Here is an 18,212-nt window from a genome sequence, read left to right as displayed (position 1 = left end):
ACACGGCGGGCCTGTTGGCCCGCTTGTTTATGAACCTGAAGGGCAGAAAACCGCATCCGCGTTGAATACCGGGCGGCAAAGTCCCTATAATCGGGTTCATTTTTACAGACAACGGACAGAGAACTCACGTGGCAAAGAACATTCAAGCCATTCGCGGCATGAACGACTACCTGCCGGAAGAAACGGCATTATGGCAGCGTATTGAAGGCACCCTCAAGCAGGTGCTGGGCGGCTACGGTTACAGCGAAATCCGGTTGCCGATTGTAGAGCAGACCCCGTTATTCAAACGCGCGATCGGCGAAGTGACCGACGTCGTGGAAAAAGAGATGTATACCTTCGAAGACCGCAACGGCGAAAGCCTGACGCTGCGTCCGGAAGGGACGGCTGGCTGCGTGCGCGCCGGCATCGAACATGGTCTGCTGTACAATCAGGAACAGCGTCTGTGGTACATCGGCCCGATGTTCCGCTACGAGCGCCCGCAGAAGGGACGTTACCGTCAGTTCCATCAGCTGGGCGCGGAAGTGTTCGGCCTGCAAGGCCCGGATATCGACGCCGAGCTGATCCTGCTGACCGCCCGCTGGTGGAAAGCGCTGGGCATCGCCGAGCACGTCACGCTGGAGCTGAACTCCATCGGTTCGCTGGAGGCGCGCGCCAACTACCGCGACGCGCTGGTGGCGTTCCTGGAGCAGCACGTCGAGGTGCTGGACGAAGACTGCAAACGCCGCATGTACAGCAACCCGCTGCGCGTGCTGGACTCCAAGAATCCTGAGGTGCAGGCGCTGCTGAACGACGCGCCGCGCCTGTCCGAGTACCTGGATGAAGAATCCCGTGCTCACTTCGCCGGTCTGTGTGAACTTTTGGCGCAGGCAGGTATCCCATATACCGTTAACGAGCGCCTGGTGCGCGGTCTGGATTACTACAACCGCACCGTGTTTGAGTGGGTGACCACCAGCCTGGGCGCGCAGGGCACCGTCTGCGCGGGCGGCCGTTACGACGGCCTGGTCGAGCAACTGGGTGGCCGCGCCACCCCGGCGGTCGGTTTCGCCATGGGCCTTGAGCGTCTGGTGCTGCTGGTGCAGGCGGTCAACCCGGAATTCAAGGCGCCGTCGGCTATCGACGTGTACGTCATTTCTTCCGGCGCGGGCACCCAGAGTGCGGCGATGCGGCTGGCTGAACAGGTGCGCGACGCGGCGCCGCAGCTGAAGCTGATGACCAATTACGGCGGCGGCAACTTCAAGAAGCAGATCACCCGTGCGGACAAATGGGGCGCGCGCATCGCGCTGATCCTGGGTGAGAGCGAAGTGGCGGCGCAGCAGGTGGTGGTGAAAGACCTGCGCAGTGGTGAACAAGAAACGCTGGCGCAAAGCGAAGTCGCTGCGCGTCTGGCTTTGATGTTAGGTTAAGGAGAAGGACACCGTGGAAGTCTATACCACTGAAAACGAACAAGTCGACGCACTGCGTCGGTTCTTTGCCGAGAACGGCAAAGCGCTGGCGGTGGGCGTGGTGCTCGGAATTGGTGCCCTGGTTGGCTGGCGTTATTGGCAGAGCCATGAAAACTCCAACATGATGGCGGCATCGCAATCCTATCAGGAAGCCAGCGATCGTCTGGCGGCCGGCAAGCCGGATGACGTGGCTGCCGCGGAGAAATTTGTCCAGGCCAACGGCAACAGCTACGGCGTATTGGCCGCGCTGCAGTTGGCCAAGCACTTTGTCGAACAGAATGATTTCGCCAAGGCGCAGCAGCAGCTGGCGCTGGCGCAGGGCCAGACCAAAGACGACAACCTGTTGGCGATGATCAACCTGCGTCTGGCGCGCGTCCAGCTGCAGGAGAAAAAGCTGGATGAAGCGCTGAAAACGCTGGATGGCGTGAAAGGCGAAGGCTGGGCGGCGATGATGCAGGATGTGCGCGGCGATGTATTGCTGGCCAAGGGCGACGCCAAGGGCGCGCGCGAAGCTTACAGCAAAGGCATTGAGTCCAATGCTTCTCAGGCGCTGCAGGTTCTGCTGCGCATGAAATTGAATAACTTGTCCAGCTAAGGGGAATTCCCATGCAATTGCGTAAAACACTCTTGGTCGGACTGGTTTCCGCTGCCTTGCTGAGTGGTTGCTCGCTGTTTAACAGCGAAGAAGACGTGGTTACCATGTCGCCGTTGCCGAAAGTTGAAAATCAGTTTACGCCGAGCAAGGCGTGGAGCACCTCGGTGGGCGACGGTATCGGTGAGTATTACTCCCACCTGCGTCCGGCCTATCAGGACAGCACCATTTACGCCGCCGATCGCTTCGGCATCGTGAAAGCGATGGACGCCGACAGCGGTAACGAGAAGTGGAAGGTCAATCTCTCCGAGAAGACCGGTTTCTTCTCCAGCAACCTGTCTGCGCTGCTGTCGGGCGGCCTGACGGTCGCGGGCGACAAGGTTTACGTCGGCAGCGAAAAAGCGGTGGTTTACGCATTGAACACCGCCGACGGCGCCATCGCCTGGCAGACCAAAGTGGCCGGCGAAGCGATCTCCCGTCCGGTTGTCAGCGACGGCATGGTGTTGGTGCACACCTCCAACGGCATGTTGCAGGCGCTGAACGAAGCCGACGGCGCGGTGAAGTGGACGGTTAACCTGGACATGCCTTCGCTGTCGCTGCGTGGTGAATCCGCGCCGGCCGTCGCTTTTGGCGCCGCCATCGTCGGCGGTGACAACGGCCGCGTCAGTGCGGTGCTGATGCAGCAGGGCCAGATTATCTGGCAACAGCGTATTTCTCAGCCGAGCGGCGCGACCGAAATCGATCGTCTGAACGACGTGGACACCACGCCGGTGATCGTTGACGGCGTGGTCTACGCGCTGGGTTACAACGGCAACCTGACGGCGCTGGATCTGCGTTCCGGCCAGATTATCTGGAAACGCGAGCTGGGTTCGGTGAATGATTTCATCGTCGACGCGGGCCGCATCTACCTGATCGATCAGAACGACCGCGTAGTGGCGCTCAGCACCGAAGGCGGCGTGACCGTGTGGACGCAGAGCGATCTGCTGCACCGTAACCTGACGCTGCCGGTGATGTATAATGGTTATCTGGTGACCGGTGACGCCGAAGGTTATCTGCACTGGATCAACACCACCGATGGCCGTTTTGTCGCCCAGCAGGAAGTGGACAGCTCCGGCTTCCTGTCTGCGCCGATGGTGGCCAGCGACAAGCTGATCATCCAGGCTCGCGGTGGGAAAGTTTACGCTTTCACCCGCTAACGCCGCTCGTCGCATGGCTTGAAAACGGCTCCTGAATGTTCAGGGGCCGTTTCGTATTTTTATAAGCTGCACCGCTGGTGTCTATCCACAGTGCAGTAACGCATTGATTATTAAGTAATGAGGCTTCAACAATGATACCTGTCGTCGCGCTGGTCGGGCGCCCGAATGTGGGTAAATCCACCTTGTTCAACCGTTTAACCCATACGCGTGATGCGCTGGTGGCGGATTTCCCGGGGCTGACGCGTGACCGCAAGTATGGTCGTGCTGAAATCGAAGGCAATGAATTCATCATCGTCGATACCGGCGGCATCGACGGCACCGAAGACGGCGTCGAAACGCGCATGGCCGGTCAGTCGCTGCTGGCGATCGAAGAAGCGGACATCGTGCTGTTCATGGTCGACGCCCGCGCCGGCCTGATGCCGGCGGATCAGGGCATTGCCCAGCACCTGCGCAGCCGCCAGAAGGCGACCTTCCTGGTAGCCAACAAAACCGACGGTCTGGATCCGGACACCGCCACCGCCGATTTCTATTCGCTCGGCCTGGGTGAAGTGTTCGCTATCGCCGCTTCTCACGGCCGCGGCGTGACCCAGCTGATCGAACACGTGCTGGTGCCGTTCGTGCCGGAAAAACCGGAAGACGTCGAGCTGACCGAGGAAGAGGCCAACGCCGCTTACTGGGCCGAGCAAAACGGTGAAACGCTGGAAGGCGAAGAAGACGAAGAGCCGGAAGAAGCGTTCAATCCGCAGGATCTGCCGATCAAGCTGGCGATCGTCGGCCGCCCGAACGTCGGTAAGTCTACGCTCACTAACCGCATCCTCGGCGAGGAGCGCGTGGTGGTGTACGACATGCCGGGCACCACCCGCGACAGCATCTACATTCCGATGGTGCGCGACGAACGCGAGTACGTGCTGATCGACACCGCCGGGGTGCGCAAACGCGGCAAGGTGACCGAAACCGTCGAAAAATTCTCGGTGATCAAGACCCTGCAGGCGATTGAAGACGCCAACGTGGTGCTGCTGGTGATCGACGCGCGTGAAGGCATTTCCGATCAGGATCTCTCGCTGCTCGGCTTTATCCTCAATAGTGGGCGCTCACTGGTGATTGCGGTCAACAAGTGGGACGGCATGAGCGAAGAAGATCGCGAGCACGTGAAAGAGATGCTCGATCTGCGTCTGGGCTTCGTCGACTTCGCGCGCGTGCACTTTATTTCCGCCCTGCACGGCAGCGGCGTCGGCAACCTGTTCGAGTCGGTACAGGAAGCCTACGAGTGCGCAACCCGCCGCGTAAACACCTCGATGCTGACCAAAATCATGCAGATGGCGGTTGACGATCACCAGCCGCCGTTGGTGCGCGGCCGCCGCGTGAAGCTGAAATATGCCCATGCCGGCGGTTACAACCCGCCGATCGTGGTGATCCACGGCAACCAGGTCAGCGATCTGGCCGATTCGTATAAACGCTATTTGATGAACTACTTCCGCCGCTCGCTGAATGTGATGGGGACGCCGATCCGCATCCAGTTCAAAGAGGGTGACAACCCGTTCGCCGGCAAACGCAACCTGCTGACGCCGACCCAGATGCGCAAGCGCAAGCGCCTGATGAGCCACCTGAAAAAGAGCAAGTAATCGCTCATGAGGGGCGCGGCAGTGATGCCGCGCCCTTTTTTATTGGCCCGAAATCGTTTTATTATCTGAAGATTACCTCGCCTGCCTGAAGGAACACCATGTCCTGGGAAACCTGGAGTTTTGCGTTTAACGTCACCGTGCCGAATCTGCTGATGATGCTGCTGGGGATCCTGCTGCGCCATTGGCGCCTGATGGATGACCGCTTTGTCGACGGTGCGACCCGCCTGGTGTTCAATCTGGCGCTGCCGTGCCTGCTGTTTTTCAGCATCGCCACCAACCATCCGCAGCTGCTCGGCAACCTGCCGCTGGTGCTGTTCGGCGCGGTCGGCACGCTGGCGACCTTCCTGCTTTTGGAGCTGGCGGCCAGGTGGTTGGTGAAAGAACCGCGTGAGCGTGGGGTATTCGTGCAGGGCGGCTTCCGCGCCAATACCGCCATCGTCGGCCTGGCCTACGCCATGACCGCCTACGGCAGCGAAGGCATTGCGCTCGCCTCGTTGTACCTGACGGTGACGGTGATCCTGTTCAACATACTGTCGGTCATCACCCTTACGCGCAGCCTGCAGGGCGGGCAGGGCAAGAAAATCAGCCACCTGTCGCTGCTGCGCAGCATCGTCACCAATCCGTTGATCATCGGCCTGGTGTGCGGGTTGCTGTATGCGCAAACCGGGCTGGGCATCCCGACCGTGATCCGCCAGACCGGCAGCTATATCTCCGCGCTGTCGCTGCCGCTGGCGCTGCTGTGCACCGGCGCCAGCCTGGATTTTCGCGCCATGTTCCGTTCGTCCAACGTGGCGGCGCTGTCGTCGGCGGCCAAGCTGTTTCTGGTGCCGTGCCTGATGACGCTGGCCGGCTGGCTGTGCGGGTTTCAGGGGGCGGCGCTGGGCATTATCTTCCTGTTTTCCGCCACGCCGACCGCTTCGGGCAGCTATGTGATGACGCGCGCCATGGGCGGCAACGCCACGCTGGCGGCCAACATTATTGCCATCACCACCGTCGGATCGTTCTTCACCACCGCGTTGGGGATCTATTTTTTGCGCTCATGGGGCGCGATTTAACCTGGGAGTCGTTATGGACGCGCACTGTCCGCACTGTCGTCAGACCATGAATTGGGTAGCGGGTCACTACCATTGTGCCGCCTGTCAGCGCGATTATCGGCAGCTGGCGAGCTGCCCGGAGTGCGGGCAGCCGCTGCAAGAATTGAAAGCCTGCGGGGCGGTGGATTACCTGTGCCAGAACGGGCACGGGCTGATCTCCAAAAAGCGGGTGAATTTCAGCTATCAGCCGCTGTAAGCCCTCACTCATCCACCTGGCCGGTTTTCCACAGATCCACCAGCGCCTGCGGCGCGCTGCTTTCCGGGATTAACAGCACGATCTCGGTGCTCAGGGTGGGGCTGGTGTAGTCGATCTGTATGCGATAGTAGCGTTGGTCGCCGCAGCCGGGGGAGTTGGGCTGGCCTTCTTCCTGCGCAAAGGGCAGCGTCTGGTTCAGCAGCTGATTCAGGCGCTGCCGCTGCTCCGGCGTGATATCGGCCAGCGCGATGCGGCGCTGGCCCGCCAGCTTGGGAATGTAGGCGAAGCCTCCCTCGCGCGCCAGCTCAATGACCGTATCCTGATTGAGCGTCGGCAGCGGTTTCATTATTCCACCCCCACCTGATGCCAGGCTTGCTGCACCTTGTCCGCCACGCTCTGGTCGAAACGCGCTTGCGCATGTTTCACCGTGGCGCGGGCGAAGGTGGCGAAATCGGCATTTTGCGGCAGCGCTTTGTCGCATACCGTGTCATACCAGACGTAGCCGGCTTTCTCCCAGGCAAAGCCGCCGAGCGCCGTCGCCGCCAGGTAGAAGGCGCGGTTGGGGATGCCGGAGTTGAGGTGCACGCCGCCGTTGTCTTCCTTGGTCTGGATATAATCCTTCATGCTGGCGGGCTGCGGGTCTTTACCCAGCAGCGGGTCATCGTAGGCGGTGCCGGGCGCCGACATCGAGCGCAGCCCTTTGCCTTTGATGCCCTTGGCGAGCAGCCCGGCGCCGATCAGCCAGTCGGCTTTATCGGCGGTTTGCTGCAGGTGGAACTGCTTGACCAGCGAACCGAACACGTCGGACAGCGATTCGTTGAGCGCGCCGGACTGCTGGTAGTAGATCAGCCCGGCTTCGCTCTCGGTCACGCCGTGCGCCAGCTCGTGGCCGACTACGTCGATGGCGATGGTGAAACGGTTGAAAATCTCGCCGTCGCCGTCGCCGAACACCATCTGCTGGCCGTTCCAGAAAGCGTTCTGGTACTCCTTGCCGTAGTGTACGCTGCCGACCAGCGGCAGCCCCTGGTTATCCAGTGAGTTGCGGCGGTAGGCCTGCCAGAAGAAATCGTAGGTGACGCCGAGGTAGTCGTAGGCTTCGTCCACCGCCACATCGTGGTTGCTGGGCTGGCCCTCTTTACGCACCTGTTTGCCGGGCAGTTGGGTGCCGTTCTGGGCGTCGTAGATATCGCGGAGCGCTTCGCCGGCTCGCGCGTTTTTCTCGGTCGGTGAACGCAGCGGCTTGTTGCCGAGCAGGCTTTGCACGTGGTTCAGAGTGTGCAGCGCGCAGTCGCGCTGCGGGGCATTGCCGTGTTCAATGATGCGGCGCAGCATGTAGGGAGGAATGACGGAACGCATGCGCTGGGCTGGCATAGTGGCTCTCCTTAGGCAAAAAATTTTACCTCATCGAATGAATGCACTGTGCCTAAGTGTAGCCTACTCGTCATAAAGCCTGTGGTCATGCGTGCTCACCGCCGGCGCAGTCTTGTGCGGGCTGATGCGCCGCACCGAGGCGCGCACCGCCAGCCGGCCGTGCAGCAGCAGATTGCACGGCGGTGCGTCGGCGCGCAGCATGCGCCGCTGCAGCAGTTGGATCGCCTCGTAACCCAGTTCGTCGCGCGGCACCTGCACCGAGGTCAGCGGCACGTCATGGATTTCCGCCAGGTTGAAGCCGTCGGTGCTCATCACCGACACGTCGCCCGGCACGTTCAACCCTCGCTTGTTGAGCGCCTTGACCGCCCCGACCGCCATGTAGTCGCCACCGGCCAGGATCGCCGTCGGCAGCGGGGCGTGGCCGTGGATGCCATCGAGATAGGTGGTCAGCGCCTGCTCGGCCTCTTCGCTGCCGAAGCCGGAGGTGGTGACCAGATGGCGGCCGTCGTCGAACGGCAGATGATGCCGGGCGTAGGCTTGCCGGATGCCCGCCAGCCGCAGCTCCATGGTGTGGCGGCGCAGACACTGCAGGTTGAGAATATGGCTATGCCCCTGCTGGAACAGGTAGCTGGCGGAGTAATCGCCGATCAACTGATGATCCGGCGAGACGCTGTCCAGCCGCATCTGCCGATCGCTGCAGTTGATCAGCACGCAAGGTTTGTGCAGATCGGCCGCCAGGGTGTGGATATGCTCGTCGTCGATGCCGATGATCAGCGCCGCTTCGGTGTGCGGATCGCTCATCTTTTCCAGAAACAGCGCGCCGTCGCTGCGCTGCTCTTCCAGCCCGCAGTAGCGGATGCGCACCTCGTGCTCCATCAGCGCGGCGGCAATGCCCTGAATGACCTTGTAGTAGAAGATGTCGGTGCGCACGTCGAACGCGCGCTGCGGCGCGAACACCATCACGTTGTTCAGCATCAGCCGGCCGCTGGAAATGCCCTGCAGAATGCCGTTTTGCTGCGCACAGTCCAGCACCTTGCGGCGCGCCTCGGCGCTGGTGTTGGCCTTGCCGGCCAGCACGCGGGAAACGGTGCTGATCGACAGCCCGGTTTGGCGGGCGATCTCCTGGATTTTCAGCTTTCCGTTCATTTTGTGATCTCCTTCAAATTCGTCCATGAGAATATTTTCACTGCGGATTTTCAGCGTCTTGACTGGATTTATCGGCCATTATGACTATTTTTTCACCCGTCTGTGAAAATTTTTGCAAAAAACTCCGTTTCGCTGTGCGCTATCGCTGAGTAGTCTGCATTGGTACACCAATTTTAACGACCTGTCAGTCCAATTTTAACGGTGTGCGAAAAAGAAAACAAAAAATAAATCATGGGGTTGTGATGGACTGCCGGTCTGTTATGCGAGCGTTGGCCTGTGTTCACCGTCCCCTTTTGATAGCGCAACGTACCTTACCAATGCGCGCGTCGCTGTCACAGGCGGCCGCGGGGAGATAACCGATGAGTGTGGAGATCAATCAGACGGTCGCGCAGAGCGGCCGGCGCAAGTTCAAATCGCTACGCTGGTGGATGCTGGCGCTGTTCTTGCTGGGCGTCACGGTCAACTACATTACCCGCAACTCGCTGGGCATTCTGGCGCCGGAGCTGAAAACCAGCCTGAACATGAGCACCGAGCAATATGCCTGGGTAGTGGCGTCGTTCCAGCTGGCCTACACGGTGTTCCAGCCGATCTGCGGCTGGCTGATCGACGTTATCGGCCTGAAGATGGGCTTTCTGATCTGCGCCGGCATTTGGGCGGTGGTATGCATGCTGCACGCCGGCGCCGGCAGCTGGCTGCAACTGGCCATTCTGCGCTTCTTCATGGGGGGCGCGGAGGCGGCGGCTACCCCGGCCAACGCCAAGGCGATCTCCGACTGGTTCCCGAAAAAGGAGCGGCCGATCGCCGCCGGCTGGGCGGGCGTCGGTTTCTCCATCGGCGCCATGCTGGCGCCGCCGATCATCGTCATCGCTCACGTCTCCTTTGGCTGGCAGGGGGCGTTCCTGTTCTCCGGCGGGCTGGCGCTGATCTGGGTCGTGCTGTGGTGGCTGTTCTACCACTCGCCGCAGCAGCACCCGAACCTCAGCCAGCAAGAGCTGGATCTGATCCGCGAAGACAACGAGCCGGTGTTGCCGAAGCTGCCGTTTTTCACTTCGCTGGCCAGCCTGTGCAAGAACAAGAAGTTTTACGGCATCGCCATCCCGGCCTTTCTCGCCGAGCCGGCCTGGGCGGTCTTCAGTTTCTGGGTGCCGCTGTACCTGGCCACCGAACGCGGCATGGATCTGAAACAGATCGCGATGTTCGCCTGGCTGCCGTTCCTGGCGGCGGATATCGGCAGCGTCGCCAGCGGCTATCTCACCACCCTGTACCGCAAATGGTTCGGCTGCAGCCGCGTCAACTCGGTGGTCGCCAGCTCGGTGACCGGCGCTTTCCTGATGGTGTCGTTGGCGTTCGTGGCGATCACCCAAGATCCCTATGTGGCGATCCTGCTGATCTCGATCGGCGGTTTCGGCCATCAGGTGATCTCCTGCATGCTCAGCGCGCTGGTGGTGGAGTCGTTCGATAAAAACCAGATGGCGACGGTCAACGGCATGCGCGGCTCCAGTGCCTGGATCGCCAGCTTCCTGTTCACGCTGCTGATCGGCGCGGTGTCCGACACCATCGGCTTCAACCCGCTGTTCATCGCGATGGGCTTCTTCGATCTGATCGGCGCTGTGTTCCTGATTGCCCTGATCGCCGAGCGCGGCGGTAAGAAAACCCCTTCACACAGCTAAGTGGAATATTTATGAAAACCTTGAAAAATTGGACGCTGGCGGCGCAGCATGCCGACCATGTCGAGCTGCTGGTCGATGAACGCCACCGTTTCTGCCTGTACGTGCTGGAAGACGGCCTGTTCCGCGTGCTGATCAAACGCGACGGCGAGCTGGCGCTGGATCGCACCTGGAGCATCGCGCCGCAGGACGATGTGCCCTGGGAGGGGCGCGATCGGCTCAGCGTCGCCGGTTTCAGCCTGCCGGGCTATCAGCTGCGCCAGGAGAGCGATCGGCTGGTGGTCAGCACGCCGCTGCTGCGCGTGACGGTGCATCAGCCGCTGTGGTTGGAATGGGAGCATTGCAATGCCGCCGGCGAGTGGCGGCCGCTGGCGGCGGATCGGCCGACCAGCGCCTACCTGCTCAATGCGCACGGCGACGGCGTGGCGCACTACCAGCGGCGTTTTGCCGATGAGCGCTATTACGGCCTGGGGGAGAAAGCCGGCGATCTGGAACGCACCGGCCGCCGCTTCGAGATGCGCAATCTGGACGCCATGGGCTACAACGCCGCCAGCACCGATCCGCTGTACAAGCACATTCCGTTCACCATCACCCGTGGGCCGGAGGCGAGCTTCGGCCTGTTCTACGACAACCTGAGCAGCTGCTGGCTGGATCTGGGCAACGAGATCGACAATTACCACGCGGCCTATCGCCGCTATCAGGCCGAAGCGGGCGATCTGGATTACTACCTGTTCCTCGGGCCGAAGGTTTTGGACGTCACCAAGGCCTTCGTGCGCCTGACCGGCCGCACCCACTTCGGGCCGAAGTGGAGCCTGGGCTACAGCGGCTCGACCATGCACTACACCGACGCGCCGGACGCCCAGCAGCAGCTGCAGCAGTTCATTGCGCTGTGCCGCCAGCACGCCATTCCCTGCGACTCCTTCCAGCTGTCGTCGGGCTACACCTCGATTAACCACAAGCGCTACGTGTTCAACTGGAACTACGACAAGGTGCCGCAGCCCAAGCTGCTCAGCCAGGCGTTTCACGACGCCGGCCTCAGGCTGGCGGCCAACATCAAGCCGTGCCTGCTGCAGGATCATCCGCAGTATCAAGAGGTGGCGGCGCAGGGGCTGTTTATCCGCGATTCGCAAAGCGACGCGCCGGAACGCTCCAGCTTCTGGGACGATGAAGGATCGCACCTCGACTTCACCAACCCGGCGACGGTGCGCTGGTGGCAGCAGGGCGTCACGCAGCAGCTGCTGGAGATGGGCATCGATTCCACCTGGAACGACAACAACGAGTACGAAGTGTGGGATGGCGAAGCGCGCTGTCACGGCTTCGGGCGGCCGATCGCCATCAAGCACATCCGCCCGGTGATGCCGCTGCTGATGATGCGCGCCTCGATGGAGGCCCAGCAGCGCTTCGCGCCGCAGAAGCGGCCGTACCTGATCTCACGCTCCGGCTGCGCCGGCATGCAGCGCTATGTGCAGACCTGGAGCGGCGACAACCGCACCAGTTGGCAGACGCTGCGCTACAACATCCGCATGGGGCTGGGCATGAGCCTGTCCGGCTTGTATAACCTCGGCCACGACGTCGGCGGCTTCTCCGGCGACAAGCCGGACGCGGAGCTGCTGGTGCGCTGGGTACAAAACGGCGTGATGCATCCGCGTTTCACCATTCACTCCTGGAACGACGACGCCACGGTCAATGAGCCCTGGATGTACCCGGCCGCTACCCCGGCGGTGCGCGAGGCGATCAACCTGCGTTACCGGCTGCTGCCGTATTTCTACACCCTGTTGTGGCAGGCCTGCGCCGACGACGAGCCGATGCTGCGCCCGACTTTTCTCGATCACGAACAGGATGTGCGCACCTTTGGCGAAAACGACGATTTTCTGATCGGCCGCGATCTGCTGGTGGCCAGCGTGGTGGAACCGGGGCAGCGTCGCCGTTCGGTGTATCTGCCGGATAACGGCGAAGGCTGGTACTGCTTCTACAGCGGCCAGTGGTTCGGCGGCGGCCAGACGGTGACGCTGGCGGCGCCGCTGGAGCGTCTGCCGCTGCTGGTGCGCGCCGGGGCGGCGCTGCCGCTGTCGCAGCGGCTGGCGCATGTGGACGTGGCCGCCGACGATCGGCGCGAGCTGCGGCTGTTTCCGCTCAAGGGCTGCGGCGTGAGCAGCGGGCTGTTGTTTGAGGACGACGGCGAAAGCGAAGGTTGGCGGCAGGGCGATGCGCTGTGGCTGCGCTGGGAAATGCGCTGTGACCATCAGCGCATCATACTGGATATCACGACTGAAGGGCATTTCCGCCCGGCCTGGCGCACGCTGACGCTCAGCCTGCCGGAAGGCGAAACGCGCGCGCTGTGGGTGAACGGCGAACCGGGCGAGCGTTTTACGCTGGAGTAGGGCTTACTCGGTCGCGCGCTTCTTGCGCGGCTTTTTAGCGACGGTGATGGTTTTCACCTCGCTTTCCACCCAACCATCCTGCAGGCGGGTTTTCAGCAGTTCGCCGACCTGCGCCTGCTTGGTGGTTTTCAGCAGCTCGCCGCGCGGAGTTTGCGTCACGCTGTAGCCGCGCGCCAGCGTCGCCAGCGGGCTGACGGTCTCCAGCTGGCTGCAGGCCACGCCGAAGCGCTGGCGGTAGGCGTTGAGCTGCCGCTCCATCGCCTGCTGCAGACGGTATTCCTGCTGCTGCACGCGCTGTTGGTAGCGGTGAATGCGGCCCTGCGGCTGCACCTGCGCCAGCCGCTGCTGGGCGCGCTCGCTGCGGCGGGCGGCCAGGCGCAGCTGTTGCTGCATGCCGTCTTCCATCCGGCGCTGCAGCTTGAACAGCAGCGTCTGCTGACGCGCCAGGCGCAGATGCGGATGCTGCTGCTGTAAACGGTGGTGAATGTGGGTGAACTGCTGCTGGCGCTGCGCCAGGTAGTAATCCATCGCCATCTCCAGCCGCTGCTGCTGCGACTGCAGCTGGCGCAACAGCTCAAGCTGATTGCGGCTGACCAGTTCGGCGGCGGCGGATGGGGTTGGCGCGCGCAGGTCGGCAACGAAGTCGGCGATGGTGACGTCGGTTTCATGGCCGACGGCGCTGACGATCGGAATGCGGCTGGCGAAGATCGCCCGCGCCACGCGTTCGTCGTTGAAGCTCCACAGATCTTCCAGCGAACCGCCGCCGCGGCCGACGATCAGCACGTCGCATTCGTCGCGTCGGTTGGCGGTCTCGATGGCGCGCACGATCTGCATCGGCGCTTCCGCACCCTGCACCGAGGTGGGGTAGATGACGATCGGCAGCGACGGATCGCGCCGCTGCAACACCTGCAGGATATCGTGCAGCGCCGCGCCGCTGGCGGAGGTGATCACCCCGACGCGTTTGGCCGGGGCGGGCAGCGGCTGCTTGAACTGCTGATCGAACAGCCCTTCGGCGCTCAGGCGCTGTTTCAACTGCTCGAACTGTTGCTGCAGCAGGCCGTCGCCGGCGGGCTGCATGCTCTCGGCGATCAGCTGATAGTCGCCGCGCGGTTCATACAGCGTGATACTGGCGCGCACCAAGACCTGCTGGCCGTTTTGCGGCCGGAAGGTGACGCGTCGGTTGCTGTTGCGGAACATCGCGCAGCGCACCTGGGCGCGGTCGTCTTTCAGCGTGAAATACCAGTGGCCGGAGGCGGGCTGGGAGAGGTTGGAGATCTCTGCGGAGAGCCAAATCTGCCCCATTTCCCTTTCCAGCAGTTGGCGAACCGTCTGATTCAGGCGGCTTACGGTAAAAATGGAAGGCGAAACAGGTAGCGACATGTGACCCAGATCAAATTTCAAAACAATCACTTAATTGGTCGATACTACATGGCTGAAAAAGGTAATCAAGACTTTTTGTAAGAAAGTGCTGGAGGCAACCGATTCCGCTCTGTATAATGCCGCGGCAATATTTTATCTTTTTCACAGCCCACCCTGGTGAGATATTGCCCATGCTACGTATCGCTAAAGAAGCTCTGACGTTTGACGACGTCCTCCTGGTTCCAGCCCACTCCACGGTTCTGCCTAACACCGCAGAGCTCGGCACCCAACTGACCAAAACCATCCGCCTGAACATCCCTATGCTGTCCGCAGCCATGGATACCGTTACCGAATCCGGCCTGGCCATCGCGCTGGCGCAGGAAGGCGGCCTGGGCTTCATCCACAAAAACATGTCCATCGAGCGCCAGGCTGAAGAAGTCAGCCGCGTGAAGAAACATGAAAGCGGCGTAGTCACCGACCCGCAGACCGTTACTCCGGCCACCACGCTGCAAGAAGTGAAAGAGCTGACCGCGCGCAACGGCTTCGCCGGTTATCCGGTCGTCACCGAAGACAACGAGCTGGTCGGCATCATCACCGGCCGCGACGTGCGCTTCGTGACCGATCTGACCCAGCCGGTGACTGCGGTGATGACGCCGAAAGATCGCCTGGTCACCGTGAAAGAAGGTGAAGCGCGCGACGTGGTGCTGCAGAAGATGCACGAAAAGCGCGTAGAGAAAGCGCTGGTGGTGGACGACAGCTTCCACCTGCTGGGCATGATCACCGTTAAAGACTTCCAGAAAGCGGAACGTAAGCCGAACGCCTGTAAAGACGAGCACGGCCGTCTGCGCGTAGGCGCGGCGGTCGGCGCCGGCGCCGGCAACGAAGAGCGCGTCGACGCGCTGGTGGCGGCGGGCGTTGACGTTCTGCTGATCGACTCCTCGCACGGCCACTCCGAAGGCGTGTTGCAGCGCATTCGCGAAACCCGCGCCAAATACCCGGATCTGCAGATCGTCGGCGGCAACGTCGCGACCGCAGCGGGCGCCAAAGCGCTGGCTGAGGCCGGCGTGAGCGCGGTGAAAGTCGGTATCGGCCCTGGCTCCATCTGCACCACCCGTATCGTGACCGGCGTGGGCGTGCCGCAGATCACCGCCATCGCCGACGCGGTGGAAGCGCTGGAAGGCACTGGCATTCCGGTTATCGCCGACGGCGGCATCCGCTTCTCCGGCGACATCGCCAAAGCGATCGCCGCAGGCGCATCCTGCGTGATGGTCGGCTCCATGCTGGCGGGCACCGAAGAATCTCCGGGCGAAATCGAGCTGTATCAGGGCCGTTCGTTCAAATCTTACCGCGGCATGGGCTCGCTGGGCGCGATGTCCAAAGGCTCTTCCGACCGTTACTTCCAGACCGATAACGCCGCCGACAAACTGGTGCCGGAAGGTATCGAAGGCCGCGTGGCCTATAAAGGCATGCTGAAAGCCATCGTGCACCAGCAGATGGGCGGCCTGCGCTCCTGCATGGGCCTGACCGGCTGCGCCACCATCGACGATCTGCGCACCAAGGCGGAGTTCGTGCGCATCAGCGGCGCCGGCATTCAGGAAAGCCACGTGCACGACGTGACCATCACCAAAGAGTCGCCGAACTACCGCATGGGCTGATGCCTTAACCTCTCCTGAGTGAGAGGCCGGGGTGGGGCGCCAAGCCCCATCCCGAAAACATACATTTTCGCTCTTTTTCTCTTGTTGCTGGAATTCGCCTCACATGACACAAAATATCCATAAGCATCGCATCCTCATACTGGACTTCGGTTCGCAATACACCCAACTGGTCGCCCGCCGCGTGCGCGAAATCGGCGTTTACTGCGAACTGTGGGCCTGGGACGTTAGCGAAGAGCAGATCCGCGAATTCAACCCAAGCGGCATCATCCTGTCCGGCGGCCCGGAAAGCACCACCGAAGCCGGCAGCCCGCGCGCCCCGGACTACGTGTTCAACGCCGGCGTGCCGGTGCTGGGCGTGTGCTACGGCATGCAGACCATGGCGATGCAGCTGGGCGGCCATGTGCAGGGCTCCAACGAACGCGAGTTCGGCTACGCGCAGGTGGAAATCGTCAACGAGAGCGCGCTGCTGCGCGACATCGAAGACGCCATCAGCCCGGCCGGCAAACCGCTGCTGGACGTGTGGATGAGCCACGGCGACAAAGTGACCGCGATCCCGTCCGACTTCGTGACCGTTGCCAGCACCGACACCTGCCCGTTCGCCATTATGGCCAACGAAGAAAAACGCTTCTACGGCGTGCAGTTCCACCCGGAAGTGACCCACACCCGTCAGGGCCAGCGCATGCTGGAGCGCTTCGTACTGGATATCTGCCAGTGTGACGCCCTGTGGACGCCGGCCACCATTATCGAAGATGCGGTAGAGCGCATCCGCGAGCAGGTGGGTGAAGACCACGTGATCCTCGGCCTGTCCGGCGGCGTTGACTCCTCCGTGACCGCGATGCTGCTGCACCGCGCCATCGGCAAGCGCCTGACCTGCGTGTTCGTCGACAACGGCCTGCTGCGCCTGAACGAAGCCAAGCAGGTGATGGAAATGTTCGGCGACCACTTCGGCCTGAATATCGTGCACGTCGAGGCGGAAAACCGCTTCCTGACCGCACTGGCGGGCGTCGACGAGCCGGAAGCCAAGCGTAAAATCATCGGCCGCGTGTTCGTTGAAGTGTTCGACGAAGAAGCCTGCAAGCAAGAGCAGGTGAAATGGCTGGCGCAGGGCACCATCTACCCGGACGTGATCGAATCCGCCGCTTCCGCCACCGGCAAAGCGCACGTGATCAAATCGCACCATAACGTGGGCGGCCTGCCGAAAGAGATGAAGCTGGGCCTGGTCGAGCCGCTGAAAGAGCTGTTCAAAGACGAAGTGCGCAAAATTGGCCTGGAACTGGGCCTGCCGTACGACATGCTGTACCGTCACCCGTTCCCGGGCCCGGGTCTGGGCGTGCGCGTGCTGGGCGAAGTGAAGAAAGAGTACTGCGATCTGCTGCGCCGCGCCGACGCCATCTTCATCGAAGAGCTGCACAAAGCAGACCTGTACAACAAAGTCAGCCAGGCGTTCACCGTGTTCCTGCCGGTGCGTTCGGTCGGCGTGATGGGCGACGGCCGCAAATACGACTGGGTGGTCTCCCTGCGTGCGGTAGAAACCATCGACTTCATGACCGCGCACTGGGCGCATCTGCCGTATGACTTCCTCGGCCGCGTGTCCAACCGCATCATCAACGAAGTGGACGGCATCTCCCGCGTGGTGTACGACATCAGCGGCAAGCCGCCGGCGACGATTGAGTGGGAATGATTTACCCCCTTCGCAGCACGTTCGTAACTAGGCCGAAGTAACTAAAACCCTCTGTTTTTTCAGAGGGTTTTTTCTTTATATGGCCATGTCTTTTCTGTCTGTTGTCAGCCATGAGGTAAATCATGGGTAAAACAGAACATTGCTTGTGGTCTAAATATAGACTACATTCAGACCTTAATATGATTGGTAGCGCCTGGGGGCACGATGAAAGTAGAGACCATCAGCTACGTTAAAAAAAACGCGGCCACGCTCGATCTCTCTGAACCTATCCTGGTCACGCAAAATGGGGTTCCCGCCTACGTGATAGAATCCTATGAGCAGCAGCAGGAACGAGATAACGCCATTGCTCTGCTTAAATTGCTGACGCTGTCAGAGAAAGATAAAGCGGAAGGGCGCGTGTTCTCAAAGGAACAGCTGTTGGATGGGCTTTAAGCATTACAGTGCTCAACATTAAAGGATTGCAATGGAACAGCAGGTGACCTTTGAGTACACGCTTACGGTAAAGCACTGCATCGACACAATAGCGGGTTTCCTGCGCCGTGTTGATGTTGAGCCACGCCCGGTTATCGCAGACATTCTCACTCAGTTTGAGCGCATCGTTGGCCAGTTCCCGCAGGGATGCCAGATTTGCCCTGAGCTGCTGAAGATTGGCTGTGCAAAGTACCGGGAGTTTAACCACGTTGAAGGTTACCGGGTTTTGTATTCCGTAGAAGCAGCTACCGTGACTGCCCATGCTATCTTGTCCCATCGGCAGGATATCCAGCAGCTGCTGTTTAAGCGTTTAATCATGGCCTGATAGCCCTCAATATG

16 protein-coding genes are annotated in these 18,212 nt (G+C 61.3%); 12 read left to right on the top strand and 4 right to left on the bottom strand.

The window, feature by feature from the left end; genetic code table 11:
* Positions 1 to 128 precede the first annotated feature (128 nt).
* The 6 genes from hisS (at position 129) to ACJ8OK_RS16040 (ending at position 6,142) form a co-directional block, all read left to right on the top strand.
* Entirely contained in the window at positions 129 to 1,403 is a 1,275-nt protein-coding gene (hisS, locus tag ACJ8OK_RS16065) for a histidine--tRNA ligase (protein ID WP_004941437.1), read from the top strand.
* A 13-nt stretch (positions 1,404 to 1,416) separates the two neighbouring features.
* The gene (locus ACJ8OK_RS16060) at positions 1,417 to 2,037 is read left to right on the top strand and encodes a YfgM family protein (protein WP_082997540.1); all 621 of its coding nucleotides are present in this window, start codon (positions 1,417 to 1,419) and stop codon (positions 2,035 to 2,037) included.
* Positions 2,038 to 2,048: 11 nt separating this feature from the next.
* Positions 2,049 to 3,230: an outer membrane protein assembly factor BamB gene (gene bamB, locus ACJ8OK_RS16055; RefSeq protein WP_442530686.1), complete on the top strand. Its 1,182-nt coding sequence runs from the start codon at positions 2,049 to 2,051 to the stop codon at positions 3,228 to 3,230.
* Between the two features lie 131 nt (positions 3,231 to 3,361).
* Positions 3,362 to 4,852: a ribosome biogenesis GTPase Der gene (gene der / locus ACJ8OK_RS16050; RefSeq protein ID WP_004941442.1), complete on the top strand. Its 1,491-nt coding sequence runs from the start codon at positions 3,362 to 3,364 to the stop codon at positions 4,850 to 4,852.
* 98 nt (positions 4,853 to 4,950) lie between these two features.
* The gene (locus ACJ8OK_RS16045) at positions 4,951 to 5,907 is read left to right on the top strand and encodes an AEC family transporter (RefSeq protein ID WP_044030671.1); all 957 of its coding nucleotides are present in this window, start codon (positions 4,951 to 4,953) and stop codon (positions 5,905 to 5,907) included.
* 13 nt (positions 5,908 to 5,920) lie between these two features.
* Complete coding sequence (locus ACJ8OK_RS16040; RefSeq protein ID WP_004941446.1) at positions 5,921 to 6,142, top strand: zinc ribbon domain-containing protein; 222 nt, start codon at positions 5,921 to 5,923, stop codon at positions 6,140 to 6,142.
* Between the two features lie 4 nt (positions 6,143 to 6,146).
* On the opposite strand, the gene ACJ8OK_RS16035 is transcribed toward ACJ8OK_RS16040, so the two are convergent.
* The 3 genes from ACJ8OK_RS16035 to ACJ8OK_RS16025 form a co-directional block, all read right to left on the bottom strand.
* Positions 6,147 to 6,488 carry a protealysin inhibitor emfourin gene (locus tag ACJ8OK_RS16035; RefSeq protein ID WP_099982485.1) on the bottom strand — a complete coding sequence of 114 codons (342 nt, stop codon included), beginning with the start codon at positions 6,486 to 6,488 and terminating at the stop codon, positions 6,147 to 6,149.
* Positions 6,488 to 7,513: a M4 family metallopeptidase gene (locus ACJ8OK_RS16030; protein ID WP_015378772.1), complete on the bottom strand. Its 1,026-nt coding sequence runs from the start codon at positions 7,511 to 7,513 to the stop codon at positions 6,488 to 6,490. Before ACJ8OK_RS16030 ends, ACJ8OK_RS16035 begins: the two co-directional genes overlap by 1 nt.
* 63 nt (positions 7,514 to 7,576) lie before the next feature.
* A complete protein-coding gene (locus ACJ8OK_RS16025) occupies positions 7,577 to 8,659 on the bottom strand; it encodes a LacI family DNA-binding transcriptional regulator (protein ID WP_004941451.1) in 1,083 nt (360 codons plus the stop codon).
* A 359-nt stretch (positions 8,660 to 9,018) separates the two neighbouring features.
* On the opposite strand from ACJ8OK_RS16025, the gene ACJ8OK_RS16020 reads away from it, so the two are divergent.
* Together ACJ8OK_RS16020 and ACJ8OK_RS16015 are read left to right on the top strand one after the other, a co-directional pair.
* Complete coding sequence (locus tag ACJ8OK_RS16020) at positions 9,019 to 10,329, top strand: MFS transporter (RefSeq protein ID WP_049186739.1); 1,311 nt, start codon at positions 9,019 to 9,021, stop codon at positions 10,327 to 10,329.
* 11 nt (positions 10,330 to 10,340) lie between these two features.
* The gene (locus ACJ8OK_RS16015; RefSeq protein ID WP_442530685.1) at positions 10,341 to 12,707 is read left to right on the top strand and encodes a glycoside hydrolase family 31 protein; all 2,367 of its coding nucleotides are present in this window, start codon (positions 10,341 to 10,343) and stop codon (positions 12,705 to 12,707) included.
* A gap of 3 nt (positions 12,708 to 12,710) precedes the next feature.
* On the opposite strand, the gene xseA is transcribed toward ACJ8OK_RS16015, so the two are convergent.
* Positions 12,711 to 14,087 carry an exodeoxyribonuclease VII large subunit gene (gene xseA, locus ACJ8OK_RS16010; protein ID WP_033633602.1) on the bottom strand — a complete coding sequence of 459 codons (1,377 nt, stop codon included), beginning with the start codon at positions 14,085 to 14,087 and terminating at the stop codon, positions 12,711 to 12,713.
* Between the two features lie 170 nt (positions 14,088 to 14,257).
* Here xseA and guaB point away from each other — a divergent pair, with 170 nt between their 5' ends.
* From guaB to ACJ8OK_RS15990, 4 genes are all read left to right on the top strand, one after another.
* Positions 14,258 to 15,721, top strand: coding sequence for an IMP dehydrogenase (gene guaB / locus ACJ8OK_RS16005; protein ID WP_004941460.1), 1,464 nt, complete (start codon positions 14,258 to 14,260; stop codon positions 15,719 to 15,721).
* A gap of 103 nt (positions 15,722 to 15,824) precedes the next feature.
* Positions 15,825 to 17,402, top strand: a complete 1,578-nt coding sequence (gene guaA / locus ACJ8OK_RS16000; protein WP_033632331.1) for a glutamine-hydrolyzing GMP synthase — start codon at positions 15,825 to 15,827, stop codon at positions 17,400 to 17,402.
* 204 nt (positions 17,403 to 17,606) lie between these two features.
* A complete protein-coding gene (locus tag ACJ8OK_RS15995; protein WP_442530684.1) occupies positions 17,607 to 17,834 on the top strand; it encodes a type II toxin-antitoxin system Phd/YefM family antitoxin in 228 nt (75 codons plus the stop codon).
* A 31-nt stretch (positions 17,835 to 17,865) separates the two neighbouring features.
* Complete coding sequence (locus tag ACJ8OK_RS15990; protein ID WP_442530683.1) at positions 17,866 to 18,198, top strand: type II toxin-antitoxin system RelE/ParE family toxin; 333 nt, start codon at positions 17,866 to 17,868, stop codon at positions 18,196 to 18,198.
* Positions 18,199 to 18,212: the final 14 nt, after the last annotated feature.

This window comes from Serratia sp. CY71090 (assembly GCF_052166845.1).
GTDB classification, from domain to species: domain Bacteria; phylum Pseudomonadota; class Gammaproteobacteria; order Enterobacterales; family Enterobacteriaceae; genus Serratia; species Serratia nematodiphila.
This window is presented reverse-complemented; position numbering and strand designations above follow the sequence as displayed.

Excerpts from the sequence above, each read along its gene's own strand:
- ACJ8OK_RS15990 (WP_442530683.1), top strand. The coding sequence starts at position 17,866 with ATGGAACAGCAGGTGACCTTTGAGTACACGCTTACGGTAAAGCACTGC.
- ACJ8OK_RS16020 (WP_049186739.1), top strand. The coding sequence starts at position 9,019 with ATGAGTGTGGAGATCAATCAGACGGTCGCGCAGAGCGGCCGGCGCAAG.
- ACJ8OK_RS16015 (WP_442530685.1), top strand. The coding sequence starts at position 10,341 with ATGAAAACCTTGAAAAATTGGACGCTGGCGGCGCAGCATGCCGACCAT.
- ACJ8OK_RS16045 (WP_044030671.1), top strand. The coding sequence starts at position 4,951 with ATGTCCTGGGAAACCTGGAGTTTTGCGTTTAACGTCACCGTGCCGAAT.
- ACJ8OK_RS16040 (WP_004941446.1), top strand. The coding sequence starts at position 5,921 with ATGGACGCGCACTGTCCGCACTGTCGTCAGACCATGAATTGGGTAGCG.
- der (WP_004941442.1), top strand. The coding sequence starts at position 3,362 with ATGATACCTGTCGTCGCGCTGGTCGGGCGCCCGAATGTGGGTAAATCC.
- guaA (WP_033632331.1), top strand. The coding sequence starts at position 15,825 with ATGACACAAAATATCCATAAGCATCGCATCCTCATACTGGACTTCGGT.
- ACJ8OK_RS16035 (WP_099982485.1), bottom strand. The coding sequence starts at position 6,488 with ATGAAACCGCTGCCGACGCTCAATCAGGATACGGTCATTGAGCTGGCG.
- xseA (WP_033633602.1), bottom strand. The coding sequence starts at position 14,087 with ATGTCGCTACCTGTTTCGCCTTCCATTTTTACCGTAAGCCGCCTGAAT.
- guaB (WP_004941460.1), top strand. The coding sequence starts at position 14,258 with ATGCTACGTATCGCTAAAGAAGCTCTGACGTTTGACGACGTCCTCCTG.
- ACJ8OK_RS15995 (WP_442530684.1), top strand. The coding sequence starts at position 17,607 with ATGAAAGTAGAGACCATCAGCTACGTTAAAAAAAACGCGGCCACGCTC.
- ACJ8OK_RS16030 (WP_015378772.1), bottom strand. The coding sequence starts at position 7,513 with ATGCCAGCCCAGCGCATGCGTTCCGTCATTCCTCCCTACATGCTGCGC.
- ACJ8OK_RS16025 (WP_004941451.1), bottom strand. The coding sequence starts at position 8,659 with ATGAACGGAAAGCTGAAAATCCAGGAGATCGCCCGCCAAACCGGGCTG.
- bamB (WP_442530686.1), top strand. The coding sequence starts at position 2,049 with ATGCAATTGCGTAAAACACTCTTGGTCGGACTGGTTTCCGCTGCCTTG.